The sequence below is a fragment of the Vibrio sp. 10N.222.51.C5 genome, assembly GCF_041474575.1.
GTDB lineage: Bacteria > Pseudomonadota > Gammaproteobacteria > Enterobacterales > Vibrionaceae > Vibrio > Vibrio crassostreae_C.
Map to the genome: position 1 here is coordinate 19894 of NZ_JBFRUJ010000071.1, position 18988 is coordinate 38881.

The following is an 18988-nucleotide window of genomic DNA, read 5'->3' on the forward strand; positions in this document are numbered from 1 at the left end:
TAGAAGGTTCGGTAAGGGTTTAAACTAAAGGCTCTAAGTGCGCGACATAGCTAACGATAGCTTCAGGCCGCATTGGAGGTGAGTAGAGGTAACCTTGGATCTTGTCACATCCCATCGCGTGCAGCTTTTCTAATTGCTCACGCTTCTCAACACCTTCCGCAACCAAAGATACATCGAGTCTATGGGCCAGTTGAACAATCAGCCATACTACGCTCTCTGAGGTCGAACTAGTTAACAAGTCTCGAATAAAGGTCGCATCAATTTTAATGCAATCGATAGGGTAGCTGTGGATGTAGTTCAAACTGGAGTAGCCTGTACCAAAGTCGTCGAGTGCAATCGTGAAGCCTTGTCCTCTCAGAAAGTTAAGCGCGGATTTTGTCTCTTGTGTTGGCGATAACAGAACGGTTTCGGTTAACTCGATAACAAACTCATTCGCCTTAAAATGGTGCTGTTCAATGGTTCGAGTCAGGTAGGATATATAACGTTTCGAATCAGTAAGCTCGTGCGCAGAGCAGTTGATTCCAAGTTTAACCTTGTAGCCCAAACCTTGCTCTAGTGTGGTTTTAGCGCGGCACACCAATTCAATAATGCGTTCACCTAATTCGACAATCAGCCCTGACTCTTCTGCCACTTGAATAAACTCTACGGGTGAGATGTCTCCATGTCTGGCGGTTTTCCAGCGAGTCAGTACCTCGAAATATTCCCATTGCGTTTCACCTTGACCCACAATCGGCTGTACCACTACGTACATTCCATTGCTGTCGGGGATATAGCTTTGTGAAATTGGGTTTTCCAGCTCACTTCGTAGCGCTGCGACTAGCTCGGTTTTTCTTTGGTAACGAACTCTTAAGTGAGTGTCATAACATTGAATATGAGTATCTTGGCTGTGTTTACACTCTTTAAGCGCCAAGCTGGTATTGAAGATGATTTGCTCAACGTCTTTGTTGTCTCCATCCGAACTGGCAATACCGATGCTGACGTCGAAATCTATCTTGATATCAACGCTACTGTAGCCCTGCTTAATTTTGGCCAGTATTTGTTCGCACACGGCTATCGGATCAGAATGGTAGGTGATGAAGGCGAACTCGTTGCCAGCAGTCCGGAAAGTCAGGTTGCTTTCAGGTAAAGTTCGGCGCAATATTTCTGCGACAAACTGCAGCACCTTGTCGCCAATATAATTACCGTGCATATCATTAATGGCTTTGAAGCTATTGATATCGAGTAAAGCCAATGTAAACGGAGTGACGCTCTGTTGAGTAATCGACTCTAAGGTATCTGATAAACAGCTTCGGTTGAGTAACCCGGTTAGGCTGTCGTGTGACACCTCATAACTAAGCTGATTTACAAGTTGTTCGGAACGATCGTTAAACCACATTTCACGCAAGGTATGGATGATGATGTCGGCGAACAATTGATGGTGCTTTACCACGTCTTGTTGCTGATCAGGGCTAAGAGGCGAGGTGAACGTTGAAAACAGCACGCCCATCACTTCGCCACTTTGAGTTTGAGTCGGGATCGCGATGGAGTTTTGTGAGGTGATTTCCTGCCTAAATGCCGATGTTGGCAATGACTGGACGACGTACTGAGCAAACGAGCAATCTGGGTGTCTTTGGTTGACGGCTTGTTGGTAGATGTGACCATGGCGCGCATTGATTTTGTCATGCAATACATGATCAGAATGGGCGATCACCAAAGGAACGGTTTGGTCAGGGAAGTACTTCTTCTCAATGATGCTGGTGTATTGAGTATCAAAGGTCTGATGTAAAGTAAGCACAGCTGACTCTAAAAGGTCGATACCTTCCAATTTCAGCAAACGGCCAATGCGCTCTGTGTCTATCATGCTATTGTGCGTATGTTGAGTCATAGCCACCACCCCTAGTTAACCAGATTCACTGTGTAAGCGGTATACGTATTATCTTGTATATGTGCGAACTTGTATAATCTATATGCGTCAAGTTTATTATTGACCGTGTTGTATAACTTTTCAAATTAAAACGTGACTTATTTCACAGAGCTTGCGTGCTACGCTCTTTGTCTAGCCTGTCTTTCAGATGGTCCAAAAAGAGCTTGGTTCGCGTGTGCGAGTAATCAAGCTTAGGGTAGTACGCGTAAACCATCACTTCGTCGGCGGTAATATTTGGCAATACTGGAACTAATGTCCCTTGCTTTAGATCCTCTTTGATCATCGCTTTGATGGTTAACAGTACGCCCATTCCTCGCTTCGCAGCATGAAACAAAGCCTCTGGATTGGTGGTCGCAAAGTTACCGTTTAACGTTATTCGCTGCCCTTTGGTGAGTGCTACTTCACGGGTCGGACGCTCTCCCCAAATTAACGAATTGTGTTGCTCCAAATCTTGCTCGCAAGTGGGGTAGCCGTGTTTGGCAAGATAGCTTGGTGCTGCATAGAAGCTGGCTCTGTGTTCAAACAGCGGTGTTTTCTTGAAGCTTAATGAGTTGAGTTGTTCTAGTTCACGACTGATTACCAAGTCCAAGCCAAGCTCGGGTAATTGACCGGGCGTAGTGGTGATGAGTTGTACCTTAATATCAGGGTACTTTTCTAAGAAGTCGTCCATGTATTGCACCAGAAACTTAGAGCCAACCGCAATCGTAGCGCCAATCTTTAATAGGCCTGCTGGGGTTTGGTTAACCGAGCGAGTCTCATCAATAATGGACTGCCAATTGTCGAGCTGATCCTTGGCTCGCAGGTAAAAGAGCGCACCTGCTTCGGTTTGGCTAATTGATCGCGTGGTGCGCTTTAACAGTTGGGTGCCTATGCGCTCTTCTAGCCAGTTCACTCTTTTGCTGATCGCCGAGCTGGTGGTGTTAAGTTTTCGAGCAGCACCATTGAAGCTACCTTCTTCCACTACTCTGACATAGCTTTTTACGTTAAGAATCCAATCCATATTATTTCCTGTTAGGACTTAATAAAATTCCAATTTAGCTAATTATCAATTATTGGTTTTGAATGTAAACTCATCTAATGAACAAATATCAAACGAATAGGGAATTTTTTGAGCCAATCGACCTTTAAAAAAACGCCGTTACTCTTAGCAATGATGATTATTGCTACGGGGCAGGTGGGTGTGAGCATCTACTTGCCAGCATTGCCGTTAATTGCTTCTGACTTAAGTGCTACTCAAGTAGATGTACAGCTGCTCGTCACGCTGTTTCTGGTGGGTTTTGGCTTGTCTCAGCTATTTTACGGACCGATGTCCGATGCGGTGGGAAGAAGACCTATCTTCTTGTTAGGTCAGGGTGTTTATTTGATTGGTACAGTCGTTTGTGTTGTGTTTTCTGACAATATGACGGCGCTAGAAGTTGGTCGCTTGCTGCAAGGTTTAGGGGCGGGCAGTGCCTCGGTTCTTGGGCGAAGTGTGCTTCGTGACAGCTATGATGGTTCACAGCTTACCAAAGCGTTGTCTTATATCTCGATTACCGCGTCGATTATGCCGATCATCGCGCCTGTATTTGGTGGCTGGATTTCATTCCACCTTGGTTGGCAGGCGGTGTTCCTTTTCGTTCTATTGTATTTACTGGCGATATTCACACTGGGTTACTTCGTGTTGCATGAAACTCTGCCATATGGGAAGAGCCGTTTTGAAATCAGCCAAGTGGTAAAGAACTACGGACGCTTGTTAACGAATCGCCAAGTGATAAGCAGCGCCAGTTATAACTGGATGAGTTATATGGCGAGTTTGGTATCGTTATCTTTATTCCCATTCTTAATGCAAGAGCAATTGGGGCTGACCGCCGCTGAGTATGGTTCATTGATGATTGTCCCTTCGGCAGGCTTACTGATCGGTAGCGTGGCTTTGAACTTGCTCAATCGTAGGTTTAGCACTCCGCAATTGATGAGCCTTGCGATTTTGATTATTTTGGCTTCGGGAACTTGGCTTCTTACTCATGAGTTATCCATCTTTAACTTGGTTTGGGCGTTTACTTGGTTGGCGATAGCACAAGGCATTTCGTTCCCATTATCAATCAGCATGTTATTAGAACCTCATAAGAAGCAAGCGGGCGCAGTATCGGCATTGTCGGGCTCTATTCAGATGTGTTTAGCGGGTTTATTGGGTGGGTATCTAGTAGAGAGTTGGGTCACGACTCATCTACAGTTAGGCGTGTTCTACCTCATTATTGGCGCAGCCATGGGCGGAGTGCTTTGGTCTTCAACCAAAATGAACAACAAAGGCGATACTGTTGAAGTGGAATATAGCTAAACACTAAATTCACTATCGTTTAACGCACCATCGTTAATACGTTGTATTTGTGCTGATGGTTTTCTACAATGCTTCGGTCCATTGAATAGGTAAGAACAAAATGCAGCAAAATGAATTTGAAGTACTGGTAAAAGCTATCTGCGCACTAGATGGCCTGCCTCAAGCGCTTGAGCTATTGAAATCCAATGAGGATACAGAAGTCGCTGAGGCTGCTGCATCACTGACTGGTCAATTTGCACTTGCTGAAGTGGAAGGCGAAAAGCGTATTTACCACGTGACGCTTCAAGAAAATGAACAAGGCGAAGAGCAAGAGTACATCGAACATGTTATGAATGAAGGCGATGACTTAATCAAATTTGCAGCTTGGTTCTTTGAAACGATGTTTGAATTGAAGCAAAAAGACACATACCAAATTGCCGGTAAAACTTACAGACAGCCAAAGCGCAGCTAGGTTTCTCAGTAAAGCATTTTAGAAAGCAGCTCTATTGAGCTGCTTTTTTTATCAGTGTCTAAATCAATGTCTTGGGTTGTTATTAGGAATGGAGCATTAAGCTCAAACCAGAATTTAGGTTAACTCATTGATATACAAAAACAATGCTGATTAGCACAGAGACAAAATTAGGCTAATTGCAAATGAATGCTTAATATTGCATTAAAGTGTGATTTAGATCTTGTTTTTGGGCGTTTTAAGTGTAGAATCCGCGCTAAAGAAAGTTGATTATGTGCGGAGATAAGCATGAATTACGAACTAGGCCACGCATACCTTGGTCAAATGGCAGCAAAAAACATGATGCACGAAGCATTGTACGGCACTTCAAAGCCAAAGAAACCATCGTTCTTTAAGCGAATGATGAAGAAAATGGCTAAATAAGCATTTTCAAAAACGGAATTTTAAAAGGCCTTAAACTCGATGAAGTTTAAGGCCTTTTTCGTTTTAGCGATTGGTGAAAGTTATCGCTTTGTTTTGTTGTGGATGGACACAAAAAATACCAATTAAGCTTCTGACTAATGGCTTTTAATGAACTCAGCCAGCAGATTGATTGGATAAGTCGACCACATTATTAGGGATGCTATCTAAGCCATTCTCTTTCATCCACGCTTCTAAGTTATCGGCACCACCGATGTACTTACCATCAAGCCAGATCTGCGGGACGGTGACCGGTGTTTTCTCACCAATGTGTGCTTTTACCTCTGGAATCATACGGTACAAAGCGGCGCTGTCTTTTACGACATCGTGGTATTGGTATTCAACACCCGCTTCATCCAGCATTTTCTTCGCTTTAACACAGAATGGGCAGGTCGCCTTACCATAAACGATGTTGCCTTTTAGGCTGTCTCGTTTGGTCCACTCTTTGATCACCGATTGGATTAACACACCGCGATTCAGCGCTTCACCTTGGCTGACCACTTTGCCTTCAACAACAAGGATTGGAGCATGCCAAGAGCCTAGTTTTAGCGGCTCCCACCAGTGAGACAACCAATCTTTCACTTCCAGTTCGACATCGACATCGGCCAACTCATTCTCAAAAGTATCCTTCAGAATGTCTTTGGTAAGGGTACATTCTCCACATGGGATGTTAACTTTAAATGGACCCCAGCTGCCTGCCCAACGGTATAGTGTAATCTTGACTGGTTTCTTCATGGTTACGGCCTCGTTTGAATTCTCTTATCCATATAGAACGGACTGTCGAACTATTTATTTCACCAACCTTAAACTTTCTTCACTTTTGAAGGTTTTTTAGTTTCCCAGTGCGTTATAAATGCAACTGACGCAATAATAATAGCAGCCCCTAGCCATAAACGACCCGGTGGAACCCAACTAAATACAATCCAACCTGCTAAAACATTTAGCGGTAATTTGGCGTGGTCAAAAGGTTGCACAAACGAAGCATCAGCGACCGAGTAGGCTTTTACTATCGCCCATTGAGCGAGTGCCGTCATAACACCGATAACAATCAAGATAGCCCAAATTGTACCGCCGCTTGGCGTCTGCCAATCTGGCGCGGCAAGCAGGATGTTAAATGGTGTGATTAATAGCAGCAGGTAAACCACCATGGTTGAAGGGCTGTCTTGTGAAGAGAGCTTTTTCACCATCAGTGAGTAGCATGCCCAGAAGAAAGCGGCACCGACTGGTAATAACGTTGCCCAGTTAAAATCTTCAGCCCACGGCTCTAGAATCACCATCGCACCCACGAAGCCTGCTAAGGTCGCGCCCCAGCGAGCAGCCCCAACTTTCTCTTTTAAGAAAAGCCCTGAACCAATGGTTGCAAACAATGGCGATGTCATGAGAAGGGCAATGCCTTGCCAAATTGGTACTGGGTAAGCCAGTGCCCATATCCAAAGTTGAATACCAATAACAGACAAGAAGACACGGAATACGTGCAATTTGAGGTTGTCGGTTTTTAGCGCGCGGCGAATACCCAGCGTTTTTAGGTAAGGAAGAATAGCGAATAACGCGATGGCGTATTGAATGACGGCAACGGTGGTAGAAGTCAGTCCGAAATGAATGCTAGCAATTTGAGTTAGGCTGTTAATAACGGCAAAGGCTAGGCCTGCGGTTAGCATCCAGCTAGCGCCTTGGATCGGATGGTGTTGTGACATGATGCTTCTAATTATTTGATGTGGTTCACCTATGATACGGATTTAGCACCACTTAACCAGAAAAAGCATTGATGAAGTCAGTCAGAATATTTGAATATGAAAAAAGGTTGAGCCATTGCCCAACCTTTTTAGTCTGTATCTAAAGTCGATTTAGATTAGAAGTCGTAACGTACACCTAGGCGAAGAGAGTCTTCACTTTGTGTTTCTAAACCTGCAACTTTTACGTCGTCTAGATTGTTTAATTGGTAAGCAACGTATGTACGGATAGATTTGTTGAACTTGTAAGTACCAGTCAGCTCAAAGAAGTCAGCTGTGTCTACAGTTAAGTTCTGTGTCGCGTCTTTTTCTTGTTTTTGGTACAAAGCAGCCAATTCAAACTGATCTGTTAGTTTGTACTTAGCCGCAACTTCTACACCAGAGAACTCAGTTTTTGCTTTGTCGTCTAGGTCACCCATTGTGTAGGTTGCACCTAGATATAGAGCATCCATTTTGTAATTAATACCAGCGATTACAGCCGTTGCTGAACCATTACCAGTACCGTTGTCGTTACCTGAGTAACCAAGACCAAAACCTAAGCCCATTGGTAGTGTGTAAATACCAGAGATACCGTAACCGTCAGTATCTTTGTCTTCACCAGCAATCAAACTTGCTTTAAGAGAAAGTGCGTCTGCGTCGTAAGCGTATACAAACGTGTTATTGATTTGCTCGTCACCTGCATTGATGAATGCTTTTTGGTCACCAGAGTAGATAGTAACATCCGACATTTCTGAGATTTGAGCTGCAGCTGTATCTTGACGACCTACTGATACTGCGCCGAAGTTACCTTCAAAACCTGCATACATGTAACGTTGCTTAAAGTTGTCAGTTTCATCATTGTCAGCTGAAGAATTTACGCCTTGTTCTGCTTCGTAGAAACCAAAACCAGATAGGTCGCTAGTGATTTCTGTAGTACCGCCAACATTTAAACGTACACGGCTTTTATTTTTCATTGTTCCGTCGATTTCTTTACCGCCTGAACCAATGAAATCACCACGGAATTCCGCACGACCGCCAATTTTAAGTTCTGTGCCATCAGAGCTGTAAACTGTTGCTGCTAGAGATGAACCTGAAACTAGTGCCGCTACCACTGCAGAAGCTAGAACTGCCTTTTTCATAATCACTTACCTTGTATTTTAAAATCCGTGAGCAATGTGCTCTCCGTTTCGATATGAAGCTAATTTAGAGCAGATAAATTAAGCTTTCATTTCCATAAAATTACATTTTCGTGAATGGGGAACTTTTTTAAGTGTTGATTTTATTGCATTTTTATTTCATTCGACTGAGTGTTCTATGAATAGTTATACAAGTTGCGTGTATTTCAAAGGTCACATTGGCAAGTTTTACCTTGCAATCACGTATGTCGATGGTGGTGAATTTTGGCTGCGCTGAGAGCTTGTTAATCTGATTAACTGCTTGTACTGGTAAGGATATCCTCTATGATGCAAAAACTTAGAAGAGAATAGATTCTGCTCAACAATATGGAGACGTTGGATGAAAACAGAGTACTTAGGCGATGTTTTACAAGGTAGGCAGGTTATTGGCTCCTTGAATGTTGAAGACCTACCCGTTGGAGAGCACCAGTTTTGGTTTCAAGTCACCAGTGATGGGCTAGGGCAACCTAAGAACATGCCGGTTTCTGTTTTCAAAGGCAGTCAAGAAGGTCCTAGTTTGATGATCACCGCCGGTATTCACGGTGATGAGCTAAACGGAGTGTTGGCTGCACAGCAAATTATCAGGGACTTAGTCGGTAAAACGCTCAAAGGCACGGTAACGATTGTACCTACTGTGAATCTGTCTGGCTTGCTGAACCATAGCCGTGATTTCATCTCTTCGGATCCGGGTTCTTGCCCTGCTAATCTTAATCGACTCTTTCCGGGTGACGCGAATGGCTTGGCTGCGGAGCGCTTTGTTGCGTCTTTGTGGGAGCGTTTGCTTAAGCATAATGCCACCTTCGCCGTTGACCTCCACACTCAAACTCGTGGCGCAGTTTATCCACTTTATGTGTTTGCTGATTACCGCATAGAACAATGTTTGGAGATGGCGAGGCTGATGCAGCCCGATTGTGTTCTGAATGACCCTGGTGACCCAGGTATTTTGGAAACGGTTTGGAATCGAAGTGGAATTCCGAGCATCACGGTGGAAGTTGGGATGGGGAAATTTACTCAGCCTGACATGATTCAACGAGCGGTAGACGGTGTTTTTAACATGCTGTCTTATTATGAAATATTCGAGGTTGAAATAAATCATCCCGAGAAAATGCAGCTGCCGAGTATGGATTGGATAGAGGGTAATGATGTGGTTTCTATCCGCGCTGATATTGGTGGTTTCGTATTGCCGCAGGTTGAGCTTCTGCAGAGCGTAGAGCAAGATGATCTGTTGGCTATTCAATATGACGCTTTTGGTAATGAGTGTCGCCGTTATCACGCGCCGTCTGCCGGACGTGTCCTTAGCTATAACGTGGATGCGTTAAGGGAGCCGGGTGCGCTTGTTTGTCGTTTGCTAAGTTAAGGCTCAGTCGGTTTGACGTTTCCGTGTTAATGCACTGTGTTGTTATCTAAAACACGTAAAAAAAGACCGAGCTAGGCTCGGTCAAAGGACAGTTGTCTAGAGTAAGCACGTCTTTGACTCATCGAGAGAACTGCTTTTAGAGTAGCGAGGCTAGATTAAGAATCCATTGCAAGATAGTGACACTTCGACTGCTTTTCTGTTTCAAAAATAATATTGAAAACATTACCTTAAGCTCATCAAAAGCCGACTGTGAGTTACGCAGGTCGGCTTTTTATTCACTTCTCTTTCGAATTTTTATCTCTATCTACAGTCGATTAAAAAGCGTCGTCCACGATCTCTTTTAATCGGTCATAAGGCACATATCCTGGTAAAACATTTCCGTTCATCATCATGGTTGGAGTGCCCGTTAAGCCGAGTGCACTGAACGTTTGATGGTTAGTGGTTAGAACCTGGTTTTGTTCTTGAGTTGTTTTTAGTTCCGCCTCTGTTCCCGTCTTCTTGGCAACGGCTTCTAGTGAGCTTTTCGAGTGAATACCGCTTTTCGCCATCAGCAATCTATCAACTTCAGGGAATGCTTCTGGGTTATCTTTCCATACTTTCATCGCGTATAGCGCCGCGTTGGTGTCTAGCCCCGAAACCTGTTGCTGCTTAAACGATAAGTACACGTTGATCACTTTAATGTCGCTGTTTTCAGAGGCTAATTGAACCAAGCCTTTTTCCAAGCGCTTACAGTAAGGGCAGTTATAGTCGGTAAAGTTAATGATGACCGATTTACCATCTGGATTGCCAAGGATCGGGTGAGCGTCATTGTTGTATAACCAATCATGGCTTTCCGCTTGGGCTTTCTTCGCTTGCTCTTGACCTGCTACGTACTGCTCTAAACTGGTATGCAATCCAGAGATCGTCGATGGGTTTTCCTTCAGGAATTGATTAATTTCTTCAAGTTGTTGAGTTTGTTCTTTGTTTAATTCTGCGAAGGCATTAGTACTCATTAATGAGCCTAAAATCAGTGCGCTTATCAGATGCTTTTTCATATTGTCTTTTCTCTAATTCGTGATAATCGTGAGCGCTTATTAGGTTGCGCTCACATTAATATTGTTTGTTAAACTGGCTGAGTCGGTTTATTTACTTAGCTTTGCTCTGTTTTTCTTTGTGAGCGATTTAGGCAAAGTAGGTTCTTAACCACAGGCCGATAGGGGATGTAACGCCGGTTGCGATACTGCTAATCTTTCCATCTTTGATGATGACAATACTCGGCGTGACATTAACGCCCCAACTTCTGCTGATTGACCCAGAAAGATCATTGATAACAGGGAAGTCATACTCTTTTGCATCCAAGTAGCGCTGGACACGTTCGTCTGGACCAGACGATAGAGCGACCGAAACCACCTGATGGGAATCACTGAAGCTATTAACCGTCGGGCTTACAAATTTGCAGGCACCACACCAAGTCGCCCAAAAATAGACAATGACTGGCTTACCATTTTTGCTTAGCTCGATAACATCAATATCTTCGCCTTGGAGCGATTGACCCACAATTGGAATCGCATCGCCCTGAGGCATGCTTCTGCTGTGATAAAAGTCCATGGCAAATGAAACCACGCCAACGATCAATATCATTGAAACCAGTTCCTTTCCCCACTTCTTAAGACGACTTGGCTTTTTGGCCTCACCCTTTACAGCGTCGTCTTCAATCGTGCTAGATTTATCTTCATTGTTGGGAGTCTTCATCAGTTATCTCGCAGCGTCGATGGCTTGAACGACAGTGTCACTGTTGAGAATGACAGGCAGTGGAATACCGCTTTTATAGCTCGGGCCGTAGACGATATTAAATGGCACACCAAATCGCCCATTACTTTGTAAGTATTGAGTGACACTTTCACTTGGTGTTGTCCAATCACCTTTCATCAAAACAATGTCTTCTTGCTGTAGGTGACTGTAGACAGGGTCTTGAAGGATGACGCCGATCTTGTTGGCTTTACAAGTGATACACCAATCAGCAGTCACATCAACAAACACCGTTTTGCCTTCATCAACGACCTGAGGGATTTGCTTCGCATCCAGCTTTTGCCAAGCGAGATCGTCAACAATCGGAGTCGCCCAGTTATCAGCGGTGACACTACCGACGATCAATGCAGCACCAAACACCAAGGTTGTGGTTGCGACGATAGGAATAAGCACCTTGCGACCCAACTTACGGCCAATCCAAATCAATACTGAAATCACGATAAATAGCGACAGCAGGATAGTTGGGAATTTACCAATGAATGGGCTAAGGAGGCTTGTTAGCCATAGGCTGGTAATGAACATCATTAAGCCAAATACCAGCTTAACTTTGAACATCCACGCCCCAGGCTTTGGAAGCAATTTGGTTAGGCTTGGGAATAGCGCAAAGATCAACCAAGGCGCACTCATACCGATACCAAGCGTGATGAAGATAGCCCATAACTCTTGGTAGCTTGCTCCAAGTGCATACGCGACAGCGGTTCCTAGGAATGGCGCGCTACACGGCGTTGCTAACAGCGTTGCAAACATGCCTTGAACAAAGTGGCCTGAATGTGAGTCATCGCCTTTGGTTGCCATCCAGGTGTTTAAACCTGATGGTAGTCTGAATTCGAATAACCCAAGCAGGTTAATCGAAAACAGCAAAGTGATGATCAGCATGAACCCGATGAACCAAATATTTTGGAACTGGATTCCCCAGCCAATTGCATTACCACCCATTTTTAGAGTGGTCATACCTAGGGCTAACAGCGCAAATGATGTAATGACACCTGAAGCAGAAGCTAAGAATGAGAGTCGAATATGACGATTAGATGCACCTTGGTTTTGAATGATGCTGTTTAATTTCATTCCTAAGACTGGCAACACACATGGCATGATGTTGAGGATCAAACCACCAATTAAAGCGAAGCCTATCATCGCCAAAAAGCCGTTGTTGCTTGTTTGGTAAGCGATCGGTTCTGAGCCAACTTTGGCCGTCATCTCTTCGGCGAAATTAGTGTCTGAAACGGTGACACTCACGTTACGGTCCGTTAAGTCGACTTCACCTATCCAGTTGCTCACATCAAATACGGCCGTCATTGTATTGTCTGTGATGTGGACGCTTGGTTGAGAGAAGAAGTCATCAATCACTTCTTGCCCGTCAATCAACACCATCGGCTTATCCCAGCCATTTTTACTTGTCAGCTGAGTAACCAGTTGCTGCTTGCTCTTGTCCCAAAATAGACCATTGACTGAAGTGCGATTAGCTTCTCGTGGAGATTGGCTCATGCCTTGGTTGAACAAGAACATCGCTTCTTCATCGAGCGCTAAAGTTTGTGGGTCAATCGGCAGTTCGATATCGTAATCGGTTAACACACAGATATTGGTACACGACGGAAAGGTAAACGATGCCCTGAATATCGCAGGCTTCGTGTTGTCTTTCAGGGATAAAGTGACAGGAAAGCTGACATGTTTTTTGTAGCCTAACGTCATGACGTCAAGCTGCTCGTAGTATTTAGGTATCGGCCAGTGCCACTCTACTGACTCAATGTTTGTTGAACCAGACCAGTCCCAGCTTGGCGGAATGCCACCTTCGCCTGGGCTGCGCCAATAGGTTTTCCAGTCGCCGTCGAGCACGACATCGAGCACGGTTTGGATCTTAGAGCCGTCATCCGACTGTTCACCCGTCGACATCATTCGCATTTTAACAGGCGGATGCTCAGGCACACTAAGCCAGCCCGTTGTCTGTGCCAAGGCGGTAAATGACGTCATAACCAAAAGGGCAGTGACTAAGGTTTTCGCGCATGTACGCATAGAGAATGCCAATGAATCGACAGACTTAGTTAGTAGTGTGTTGTACACAAATGTATCTCCAAAAAATAAATAAAAGGGTGTAGTAGCCCGGTTATTTACTCTCTAAATATACAGTGCTTTAGATGCAATCGGTGTTTTGTCGGTCGAGTAGAGCGATGATTGTCTCTAGATAATCTCGAGATGTGAGGAGGTAAGTTAAACGCAACAGCAATAATAAGTACGAATGGGATCAGCCAGCCGGTTTTTGGGGCGGCAAAGGTCAGCATTTTCGAACTTAGGCTGCATGAATTTGAATTGGGGGACGTTAACATTTTTGAGGCTTCTAAGCCGAAAACGCTGGCGTATAGAGCAGCCATTTTTTCTGAAGAAGCGATGTTGGTTTGGGGATTACTGGTTTCTGTATGAGTTTGTGTGCCAACTAGGACTGATTGGCCATTAGCGGATGCAGATAACGATACTTTCTTGACGGCCAGAGTGCTCGCCAGACAAGTTACGATAACCAGTCCGGTAAGGAAGAGCGCCCAAAGCGAATGCTTTTGTCGGCGGTTCTGTGTGGATAAGAAAAGTAGCGATGTGTTCAGCAAATTAGTCAGTAATCAAATCTGTTAGTCGTTAAAGCAAGCTCATTGAATTGTGGTTAGCTTAGATAAGTTCTCTTCGTGCCACAAGTCATAAAATGGTTAAAGTGAAACTATGTATAAATGCGGGAAACGGCAGATACACGATAAAAGACGCATAAACACCAATTCACGCGAATACGACATTGAGCTGTAGCTAAAGTTCACAACAACTGAAAGTTATCGCTAATTATTCTGTATTGAGTGGTTTATTAACTATCAGGACGGGACAGGCGATACAAAAAAGCCCAACAGATCGTCAGTGAACGTGTTGGGCTTTAATCATTGGTGCTATTGGAAAGGCTTAGTGAGTGCGGCGAGGGCCGTTACGTACCAAGTCTTTACCGTTATCAAACACCTCTTTGGTGATCCAGCGAGCAAGCAGAACTTTATGGCTGCTATTGAATACAGCAACGAAGTGACGACCATCTGAATTATTGGTTGCCATGCCTACACCTTCAACGCCTTCAAGGCCTAAACCGCCAGCTTCCACTGAAATTAGGAATTGCTCTAGTTCTTCTAGAGACTCAATAATATCAAGTTCGTTGTTCATTTTTATGCTCTCTTGCTGTGAGCCAACATCGTATTTAGGGCGCTTTAGTGCTGTGCTCGAATGAAGATATTGGCTGTTGTTCTTTGTTGGATGCGTACTCTACAGGTCATAAGAGGGGATTGGAACTCTCAAATATTAGAAGCAGGCTGATAATTTGCGAATTTTTAACATAACATACGTTTAAATGCTTGTTATCCATATTCTTTTTACTACTATTTATAGGGTCAATTTAGACAGTGATAGGAATTAATATGATGAAGGTTTGGCGTTGTCTATTGTTAATGTTGGCGTTTGTCGCATTTGGAAGTTATGCGCAGAGCGTTGAGAAAATCGCAGAAGTACAAGATCAGTTAATGCTCGATCTGGCAACATTAGAAACGGCGCATGATGCTGAGAAACCCTTTCTTGAAGATATATTAAGGCGTAAGAATCAGGGCCTACGCGAAGAGATTTTTTCACAGCTATCGTCAGATAAAAAAGAAGGGTTGGATGTCACTCTTGCTCAGCAGGTTGAACTACTGCAAAAATTGCTGTCATTGAATGAAATTAAAATCGTTTCAATGAGTAAAGAAAACCGTTCCGCTGAGGGTGACGCTAAAAAGCGCCTTGAATTGCGTATTCAAAAACGAATCGGAATGATGGATGTCTATTATCAGCAGCTTGCTAAGACCTTAAATTGGTCGAAAGAGCGTGGTGTTGATGTTGCTGTTCCTGAAGGTGAACTTAAAACGGCGTTAATTGCTCGTTCTAAATACCTGACAAATGCCATTCTTTACACAGACACACAGCGACAAGATCTAGAAGCGCGTTTGTCTTTTGTGAATGAAGAAGAGAAAGCGACGATTAAAAAGGAGCTTGAACGTTTCAGCGAGCGCACTAGCGTTATGGTCGCGAGCTTAGAAGAAACCATCACAATAATGGAACCGTTTGGCGTCGACGTGACTTCTTACAAGCGAGTGTTGCTGGCAACGACGGGAGATATTAACGCCGATGTATTGGATGTTGATGTTGCGCTTGAGTTGTTGGATGGTTGGCTTCGTTCGTTCAGTTCATGGGCTTTTGAAAATACCCCTTCATTCATTGTCAAACTGGCTCTGTTCTTGGGTATTTTGTATGTGACTCGTTTGCTGTCAAACGTCGCACGCAAAACCGTTCGTAAGAGCGTTTCGCATTCGAAAATGGACTTTAGTGTATTGATGCAGGACTTCTTTGTATCAATCGCATCTAAAGCGGTCGTGTTTATTGGTTTGCTTATCGCGCTGTCGCAAATAGGGATAGAGCTAGCACCACTACTAACAGGTTTCGGTGTTGCCGGTGTGATCATTGGTTTCGCATTGCAAGATACGCTATCTAATTTTGCTTCTGGCTTGATGATCTTGATCTACCGTCCTTATGATGTGGGCGACATGGTTAAAGTGGCGGGCGTGCAAGGCACGGTAAAAGATATGAGCTTAGTGTCGACGACCGTTCAAACTATCGATAACCAACGCTTGGTGATCCCAAACAACAAAATCTGGGGTGACGTGATCAACAACATCACGGCAGAGCGTGTGCGACGTGTTGATATGGTTTTCGGTATTGGTTACTCAGATGATATCGATAAAGCGAAAGCGGTATTGAACGACATCATTGTTGCGCACCCTCTAGTGTTGAAAAAACCAGAGCATATGATCAAGCTTCATACCTTGAATACGTCTTCTGTAGATTTTGTCGTAAGGCCTTGGGTTAAGACTGATGACTACTGGGATGTGTATTGGGATGTGACGGAAACCGTGAAGAAACGCTTCGATGAAGAAGGCATCACGATTCCATTCCCTCAACGAGATGTACATATTTACAATCACGAAGAGAACTAAGCGAAAGAGCTAGTACGAGAAGCAATTTCGAAAAGAGCGATTACGTAAAAGCTAAGTGTGGCTTCGAGCCATCATTCTTAATGTGATATCAAATGGACGCTGAATAAGCGTCCATTTTTTTTGGCTGTCGTTTATATTGAGCCTCATTCTTTATGTCACTCCACCCATCTTAGAATTAAGTTATGATGGGGTAGGCTCAATCTGGACAGTTGAAAGCGAATGGATGATTCACAGCAAAAAACGAATAGTAGAAATACAACGGTAAGAAAAGCGACGCGAATTGAAAGTGTTATGAACTCTGCGATGTGGCATTTAACTCAGAGGGATATGACGGAAAGTGAGTTGGTTGCGAAGCTCAAAGTGAAAACCGACAATCAAGAATGGATCGATGAAACTTTAGGGACTCTGAAAGGCTTTGGGTATCTCAAGTCTGACCAAGTGTTTGCAGAACAATTCGTGGAACAAGCTTTTTCTGGTGAATTTGGTTCTCGATATATTGTCGAAAAACTGAAGAAGAAGGGTCTGACGGACTCTATGATTTCTGATGCGATTCATAAGGTGTCCTTCGAAAAGTCTATTGATGAACAAACCATCCTGATAGAACGAATCAACCACTATTACTCAAGCTTTACTATGAGCCGTGAAAAGCTAGTCGCGACCCTGCAAAAGCGTGGCTTTAGCTATCAACAAGTTAAGGTAGCGATTGACCAGCACCCACAAGCGCATCAACTGAAAAGTAACATTCAAATTAAGGCCGAGAAAGCCGACTTGGAAAAAGAGGTGCTCAAGTACGCTCGTAAAGGCAAGGGACTGACTGCCATTCAGCAAGAACTTAGACAACGACAAATCGACACAAGTGAGCTGTCATCGCTCATCGACCGATTGATTAATGAAGAGCAGCTAGATTTCTATTCTTCGTGTTTAGAACAGTTGCAGAAGAAGTCTTATGACCTAAACGATCATAAAGAACGCTCTAAGGCTTACGCGATGCTAAGTCGAAAGGGGTTCTCTTCTGACGAGATCAAATTTGCATTGAGTGAAGGTAACGAATAACTAAGCCGGAAAAATTTCCTATTGTAGTATGTTGGTTTGTCCTAAGTAACTATTGGACATAAATGCGTTAGATTAATGACTCTAACGCATTTATCTAAGATTAGATAAAGTATCTTTAAACCTTAAACGCTTGTATGGCGATTACCCAAAGCTACTGCGAACAAATGCTCCAATTAAAGCGACCAAGGTTCCTACCAACATACCTGAAATTAGAGTAAAAATACGGTCACTTCTTTTGGTGCGAGCCTCTGACAACAACAAACTTCCTTTGCCCGACAGTGCAAATGGTTGGTCTTTCAAAGAAGAACTGGGAGCCGACCAACTAAGGTTTTCATACTCAGCTTTAGTCGTAGCAGTGCTACAGGCGAAGAACTTCCTAGCCAAAATCTGTTCTTTTTGCATAGTTTTACTGCCGTTTTCATTCACTTGATAAAAATCGTCGACCAGCCCACTAGAAACAAGAGATGCAAACACATAAAAATCCTTATGATCATTATGCGTTTTGGGAATTAACTCGGCTATTTCAGCTAATGTTAACTCACCCGATTTTTCAAGTTTACTTAGAATTTTATATCCCGTACCTTTCACGAACTTTCCTTATTCACCTAACGCCTAAAAAACTTAGTGTGCCATACTTTGTAGCGAAGCGGAAAATAGCACGCGTTTTTTGTCCCTGTTGAACAACTTGTATGTCACTTCTCGAAGTTAATACCGAATGCCTCATTAAAAAGCTGGGAAAATCGCTCTTTACCATATTTTTTTTGTTTAGAGATAAATTCATCGGGTAGTATGTAATTGGTTGTCAGATATGGTGCATATTCAAATTTTATACCTCCAACACTAACTGGATTTCCCCACTGAAGTTTTTTATGAATCTCTTCTAAACGCAAACTAATAGTATTTATTGTATCTTCATGATCATCAATCAACGGAAGTCTCGCTAGATTTTCACTTTTGCTTAACTCTGCAAGGAACCATATATCAAACTTTTGTTCATTCTCAGTTGAGTACACTGAAAAGAAAGCTATACACGCTGCTAACATTGAGAGCACTCGATATTGGCTTGTCGGGTAACGTAAACTTGTATTATTAACAAGCACTTGATCATTTAGAGAAAAAATAGCATTGATTATAGTTTTAGGTTCTATTTCATTATTTAGATTATATTTTTTCAGTAAACCATGGATACTTTTACCAAAAGTCATCAGTGTTAAAGCTATTTGTGCGCCAAAAAAATCAGCACGAGATTCAATAGATACACTATCTAATTTTTCTTTGTCATTATGCATGTGGTGAAAGCTAATAAAATGTGCGATTTCATGTGAAACGATAAATAAAACGAACAGAAGCCGTTCTACGTTATCAATTTCAAAATTACATAAATCATTAGAAAAGTATATTCGCGCTTGATTGCCATCACTACGAACAGCTGCTATTCCTAGGTCACTACAATCTAATTCATACTTCATAGTAAGCTCAACTTCATCATAGAAGAAGGTATCAGTATCTTCCATTGCTGAGATAATAAGATTTTTAGCCAACATACTTTATTATTTCCTCTTGTGACATAACGCTTTTTATACGGCTTTTAGCCGCTTTTCATACTCCTATCATGTAGCCCTTTAAATCATAGTTAAAACATATAATCAATGGGTTATCGATAGATATTAGGCATTTAATTGCAAAATGACGCATAATTCTTAAAAAGCTTACTTCGACACTCCTTCGGCTTTGTTTCCTAATTGG

Annotated in this window: 17 protein-coding genes; 6 read left to right on the forward strand and 11 right to left on the reverse strand. The window is 43.1% G+C overall.

Translation table 11 applies throughout. The features are described from left to right. Positions 1-19: 19 nt before the first annotated feature. Positions 20-1864 (reverse strand): putative bifunctional diguanylate cyclase/phosphodiesterase, encoded by a 1845-nt coding sequence (locus AB4558_RS20025; RefSeq protein ID WP_372074929.1) that lies wholly within the window; start codon positions 1862-1864, stop codon positions 20-22. A 142-nt stretch (positions 1865-2006) separates the two neighbouring features. Next, positions 2007-2903, reverse strand: a complete 897-nt coding sequence (locus AB4558_RS20030) for a LysR family transcriptional regulator (protein WP_017068382.1) — start codon at positions 2901-2903, stop codon at positions 2007-2009. Positions 2904-3011: 108 nt separating this feature from the next. On the opposite strand from AB4558_RS20030, the gene AB4558_RS20035 reads away from it, so the two are divergent. The 3 genes from AB4558_RS20035 (at position 3012) to AB4558_RS20045 (ending at position 5088) form a co-directional block, all read left to right on the forward strand. Beyond that, positions 3012-4217 carry a multidrug effflux MFS transporter gene (locus tag AB4558_RS20035; protein ID WP_372159042.1) on the forward strand — a complete coding sequence of 402 codons (1206 nt, stop codon included), beginning with the start codon at positions 3012-3014 and terminating at the stop codon, positions 4215-4217. 100 nt (positions 4218-4317) lie between these two features. Next, a complete protein-coding gene (locus AB4558_RS20040) occupies positions 4318-4668 on the forward strand; it encodes a hypothetical protein (RefSeq protein WP_017057980.1) in 351 nt (116 codons plus the stop codon). Between the two features lie 285 nt (positions 4669-4953). After that, the gene (locus AB4558_RS20045; RefSeq protein WP_010431176.1) at positions 4954-5088 is read left to right on the forward strand and encodes a hypothetical protein; all 135 of its coding nucleotides are present in this window, start codon (positions 4954-4956) and stop codon (positions 5086-5088) included. A 153-nt stretch (positions 5089-5241) separates the two neighbouring features. On the opposite strand, the gene AB4558_RS20050 is transcribed toward AB4558_RS20045, so the two are convergent. From AB4558_RS20050 to AB4558_RS20060, 3 genes are all read right to left on the reverse strand, one after another. Continuing rightward, the gene (locus AB4558_RS20050; RefSeq protein WP_017062739.1) at positions 5242-5859 is read right to left on the reverse strand and encodes a glutaredoxin domain-containing protein; all 618 of its coding nucleotides are present in this window, start codon (positions 5857-5859) and stop codon (positions 5242-5244) included. A 68-nt stretch (positions 5860-5927) separates the two neighbouring features. After that, a complete protein-coding gene (locus tag AB4558_RS20055; protein ID WP_017062738.1) occupies positions 5928-6818 on the reverse strand; it encodes a DMT family transporter in 891 nt (296 codons plus the stop codon). Positions 6819-6973: 155 nt separating this feature from the next. Beyond that, positions 6974-7972, reverse strand: a complete 999-nt coding sequence (locus AB4558_RS20060; protein ID WP_372132747.1) for a porin — start codon at positions 7970-7972, stop codon at positions 6974-6976. A gap of 376 nt (positions 7973-8348) precedes the next feature. Between AB4558_RS20060 and AB4558_RS20065 the strand changes: the two genes are divergently transcribed. Next, positions 8349-9365 (forward strand): succinylglutamate desuccinylase/aspartoacylase family protein, encoded by a 1017-nt coding sequence (locus tag AB4558_RS20065; protein WP_372159043.1) that lies wholly within the window; start codon positions 8349-8351, stop codon positions 9363-9365. A gap of 314 nt (positions 9366-9679) precedes the next feature. Here the strand turns inward: AB4558_RS20065 and AB4558_RS20070 are convergent, their stop codons facing one another. From AB4558_RS20070 to AB4558_RS20085, 4 genes are all read right to left on the reverse strand, one after another. Continuing rightward, complete coding sequence (locus AB4558_RS20070; RefSeq protein WP_372074927.1) at positions 9680-10399, reverse strand: DsbA family protein; 720 nt, start codon at positions 10397-10399, stop codon at positions 9680-9682. Between the two features lie 127 nt (positions 10400-10526). Next, entirely contained in the window at positions 10527-11096 is a 570-nt protein-coding gene (locus AB4558_RS20075) for a protein disulfide oxidoreductase (protein WP_017064333.1), read from the reverse strand. A gap of 3 nt (positions 11097-11099) precedes the next feature. Beyond that, entirely contained in the window at positions 11100-13163 is a 2064-nt protein-coding gene (locus tag AB4558_RS20080; protein ID WP_372159050.1) for a protein-disulfide reductase DsbD family protein, read from the reverse strand. Positions 13164-14084: 921 nt separating this feature from the next. After that, a complete protein-coding gene (locus AB4558_RS20085) occupies positions 14085-14333 on the reverse strand; it encodes a hypothetical protein (protein WP_017062732.1) in 249 nt (82 codons plus the stop codon). 251 nt (positions 14334-14584) lie between these two features. Between AB4558_RS20085 and AB4558_RS20090 the strand changes: the two genes are divergently transcribed. Together AB4558_RS20090 and AB4558_RS20095 are read left to right on the forward strand one after the other, a co-directional pair. After that, a complete protein-coding gene (locus AB4558_RS20090) occupies positions 14585-16189 on the forward strand; it encodes a mechanosensitive ion channel family protein (RefSeq protein WP_372159045.1) in 1605 nt (534 codons plus the stop codon). A 219-nt stretch (positions 16190-16408) separates the two neighbouring features. Continuing rightward, complete coding sequence (locus AB4558_RS20095) at positions 16409-17242, forward strand: RecX family transcriptional regulator (RefSeq protein ID WP_372159046.1); 834 nt, start codon at positions 16409-16411, stop codon at positions 17240-17242. Positions 17243-17383: 141 nt separating this feature from the next. On the opposite strand, the gene AB4558_RS20100 is transcribed toward AB4558_RS20095, so the two are convergent. After that, the gene (locus AB4558_RS20100) at positions 17384-17830 is read right to left on the reverse strand and encodes a hypothetical protein (RefSeq protein ID WP_372159047.1); all 447 of its coding nucleotides are present in this window, start codon (positions 17828-17830) and stop codon (positions 17384-17386) included. Between the two features lie 104 nt (positions 17831-17934). Beyond that, positions 17935-18786: a hypothetical protein gene (locus tag AB4558_RS20105; protein WP_372159049.1), complete on the reverse strand. Its 852-nt coding sequence runs from the start codon at positions 18784-18786 to the stop codon at positions 17935-17937. Between the last annotated feature and the right edge of the window lie 202 nt (positions 18787-18988).

What these genes read in the sequence shown, in the direction of transcription:
- AB4558_RS20025 (WP_372074929.1), bottom strand. Translation starts at nt 1,864, where the DNA reads ATGACTCAACATACGCACAATAGCATGATAGACACAGAGCGCATTGGC.
- AB4558_RS20030 (WP_017068382.1), bottom strand. Translation starts at nt 2,903, where the DNA reads ATGGATTGGATTCTTAACGTAAAAAGCTATGTCAGAGTAGTGGAAGAA.
- AB4558_RS20040 (WP_017057980.1), top strand. Translation starts at nt 4,318, where the DNA reads ATGCAGCAAAATGAATTTGAAGTACTGGTAAAAGCTATCTGCGCACTA.
- AB4558_RS20045 (WP_010431176.1), top strand. Translation starts at nt 4,954, where the DNA reads ATGAATTACGAACTAGGCCACGCATACCTTGGTCAAATGGCAGCAAAA.
- AB4558_RS20050 (WP_017062739.1), bottom strand. Translation starts at nt 5,859, where the DNA reads ATGAAGAAACCAGTCAAGATTACACTATACCGTTGGGCAGGCAGCTGG.
- AB4558_RS20055 (WP_017062738.1), bottom strand. Translation starts at nt 6,818, where the DNA reads ATGTCACAACACCATCCGATCCAAGGCGCTAGCTGGATGCTAACCGCA.
- AB4558_RS20060 (WP_372132747.1), bottom strand. Translation starts at nt 7,972, where the DNA reads ATGAAAAAGGCAGTTCTAGCTTCTGCAGTGGTAGCGGCACTAGTTTCA.
- AB4558_RS20065 (WP_372159043.1), top strand. Translation starts at nt 8,349, where the DNA reads ATGAAAACAGAGTACTTAGGCGATGTTTTACAAGGTAGGCAGGTTATT.
- AB4558_RS20070 (WP_372074927.1), bottom strand. Translation starts at nt 10,399, where the DNA reads ATGAAAAAGCATCTGATAAGCGCACTGATTTTAGGCTCATTAATGAGT.
- AB4558_RS20075 (WP_017064333.1), bottom strand. Translation starts at nt 11,096, where the DNA reads ATGAAGACTCCCAACAATGAAGATAAATCTAGCACGATTGAAGACGAC.
- AB4558_RS20080 (WP_372159050.1), bottom strand. Translation starts at nt 13,163, where the DNA reads ATGCGTACATGCGCGAAAACCTTAGTCACTGCCCTTTTGGTTATGACG.
- AB4558_RS20085 (WP_017062732.1), bottom strand. Translation starts at nt 14,333, where the DNA reads ATGAACAACGAACTTGATATTATTGAGTCTCTAGAAGAACTAGAGCAA.
- AB4558_RS20090 (WP_372159045.1), top strand. Translation starts at nt 14,585, where the DNA reads ATGATGAAGGTTTGGCGTTGTCTATTGTTAATGTTGGCGTTTGTCGCA.
- AB4558_RS20095 (WP_372159046.1), top strand. Translation starts at nt 16,409, where the DNA reads ATGGATGATTCACAGCAAAAAACGAATAGTAGAAATACAACGGTAAGA.
- AB4558_RS20105 (WP_372159049.1), bottom strand. Translation starts at nt 18,786, where the DNA reads ATGTTGGCTAAAAATCTTATTATCTCAGCAATGGAAGATACTGATACC.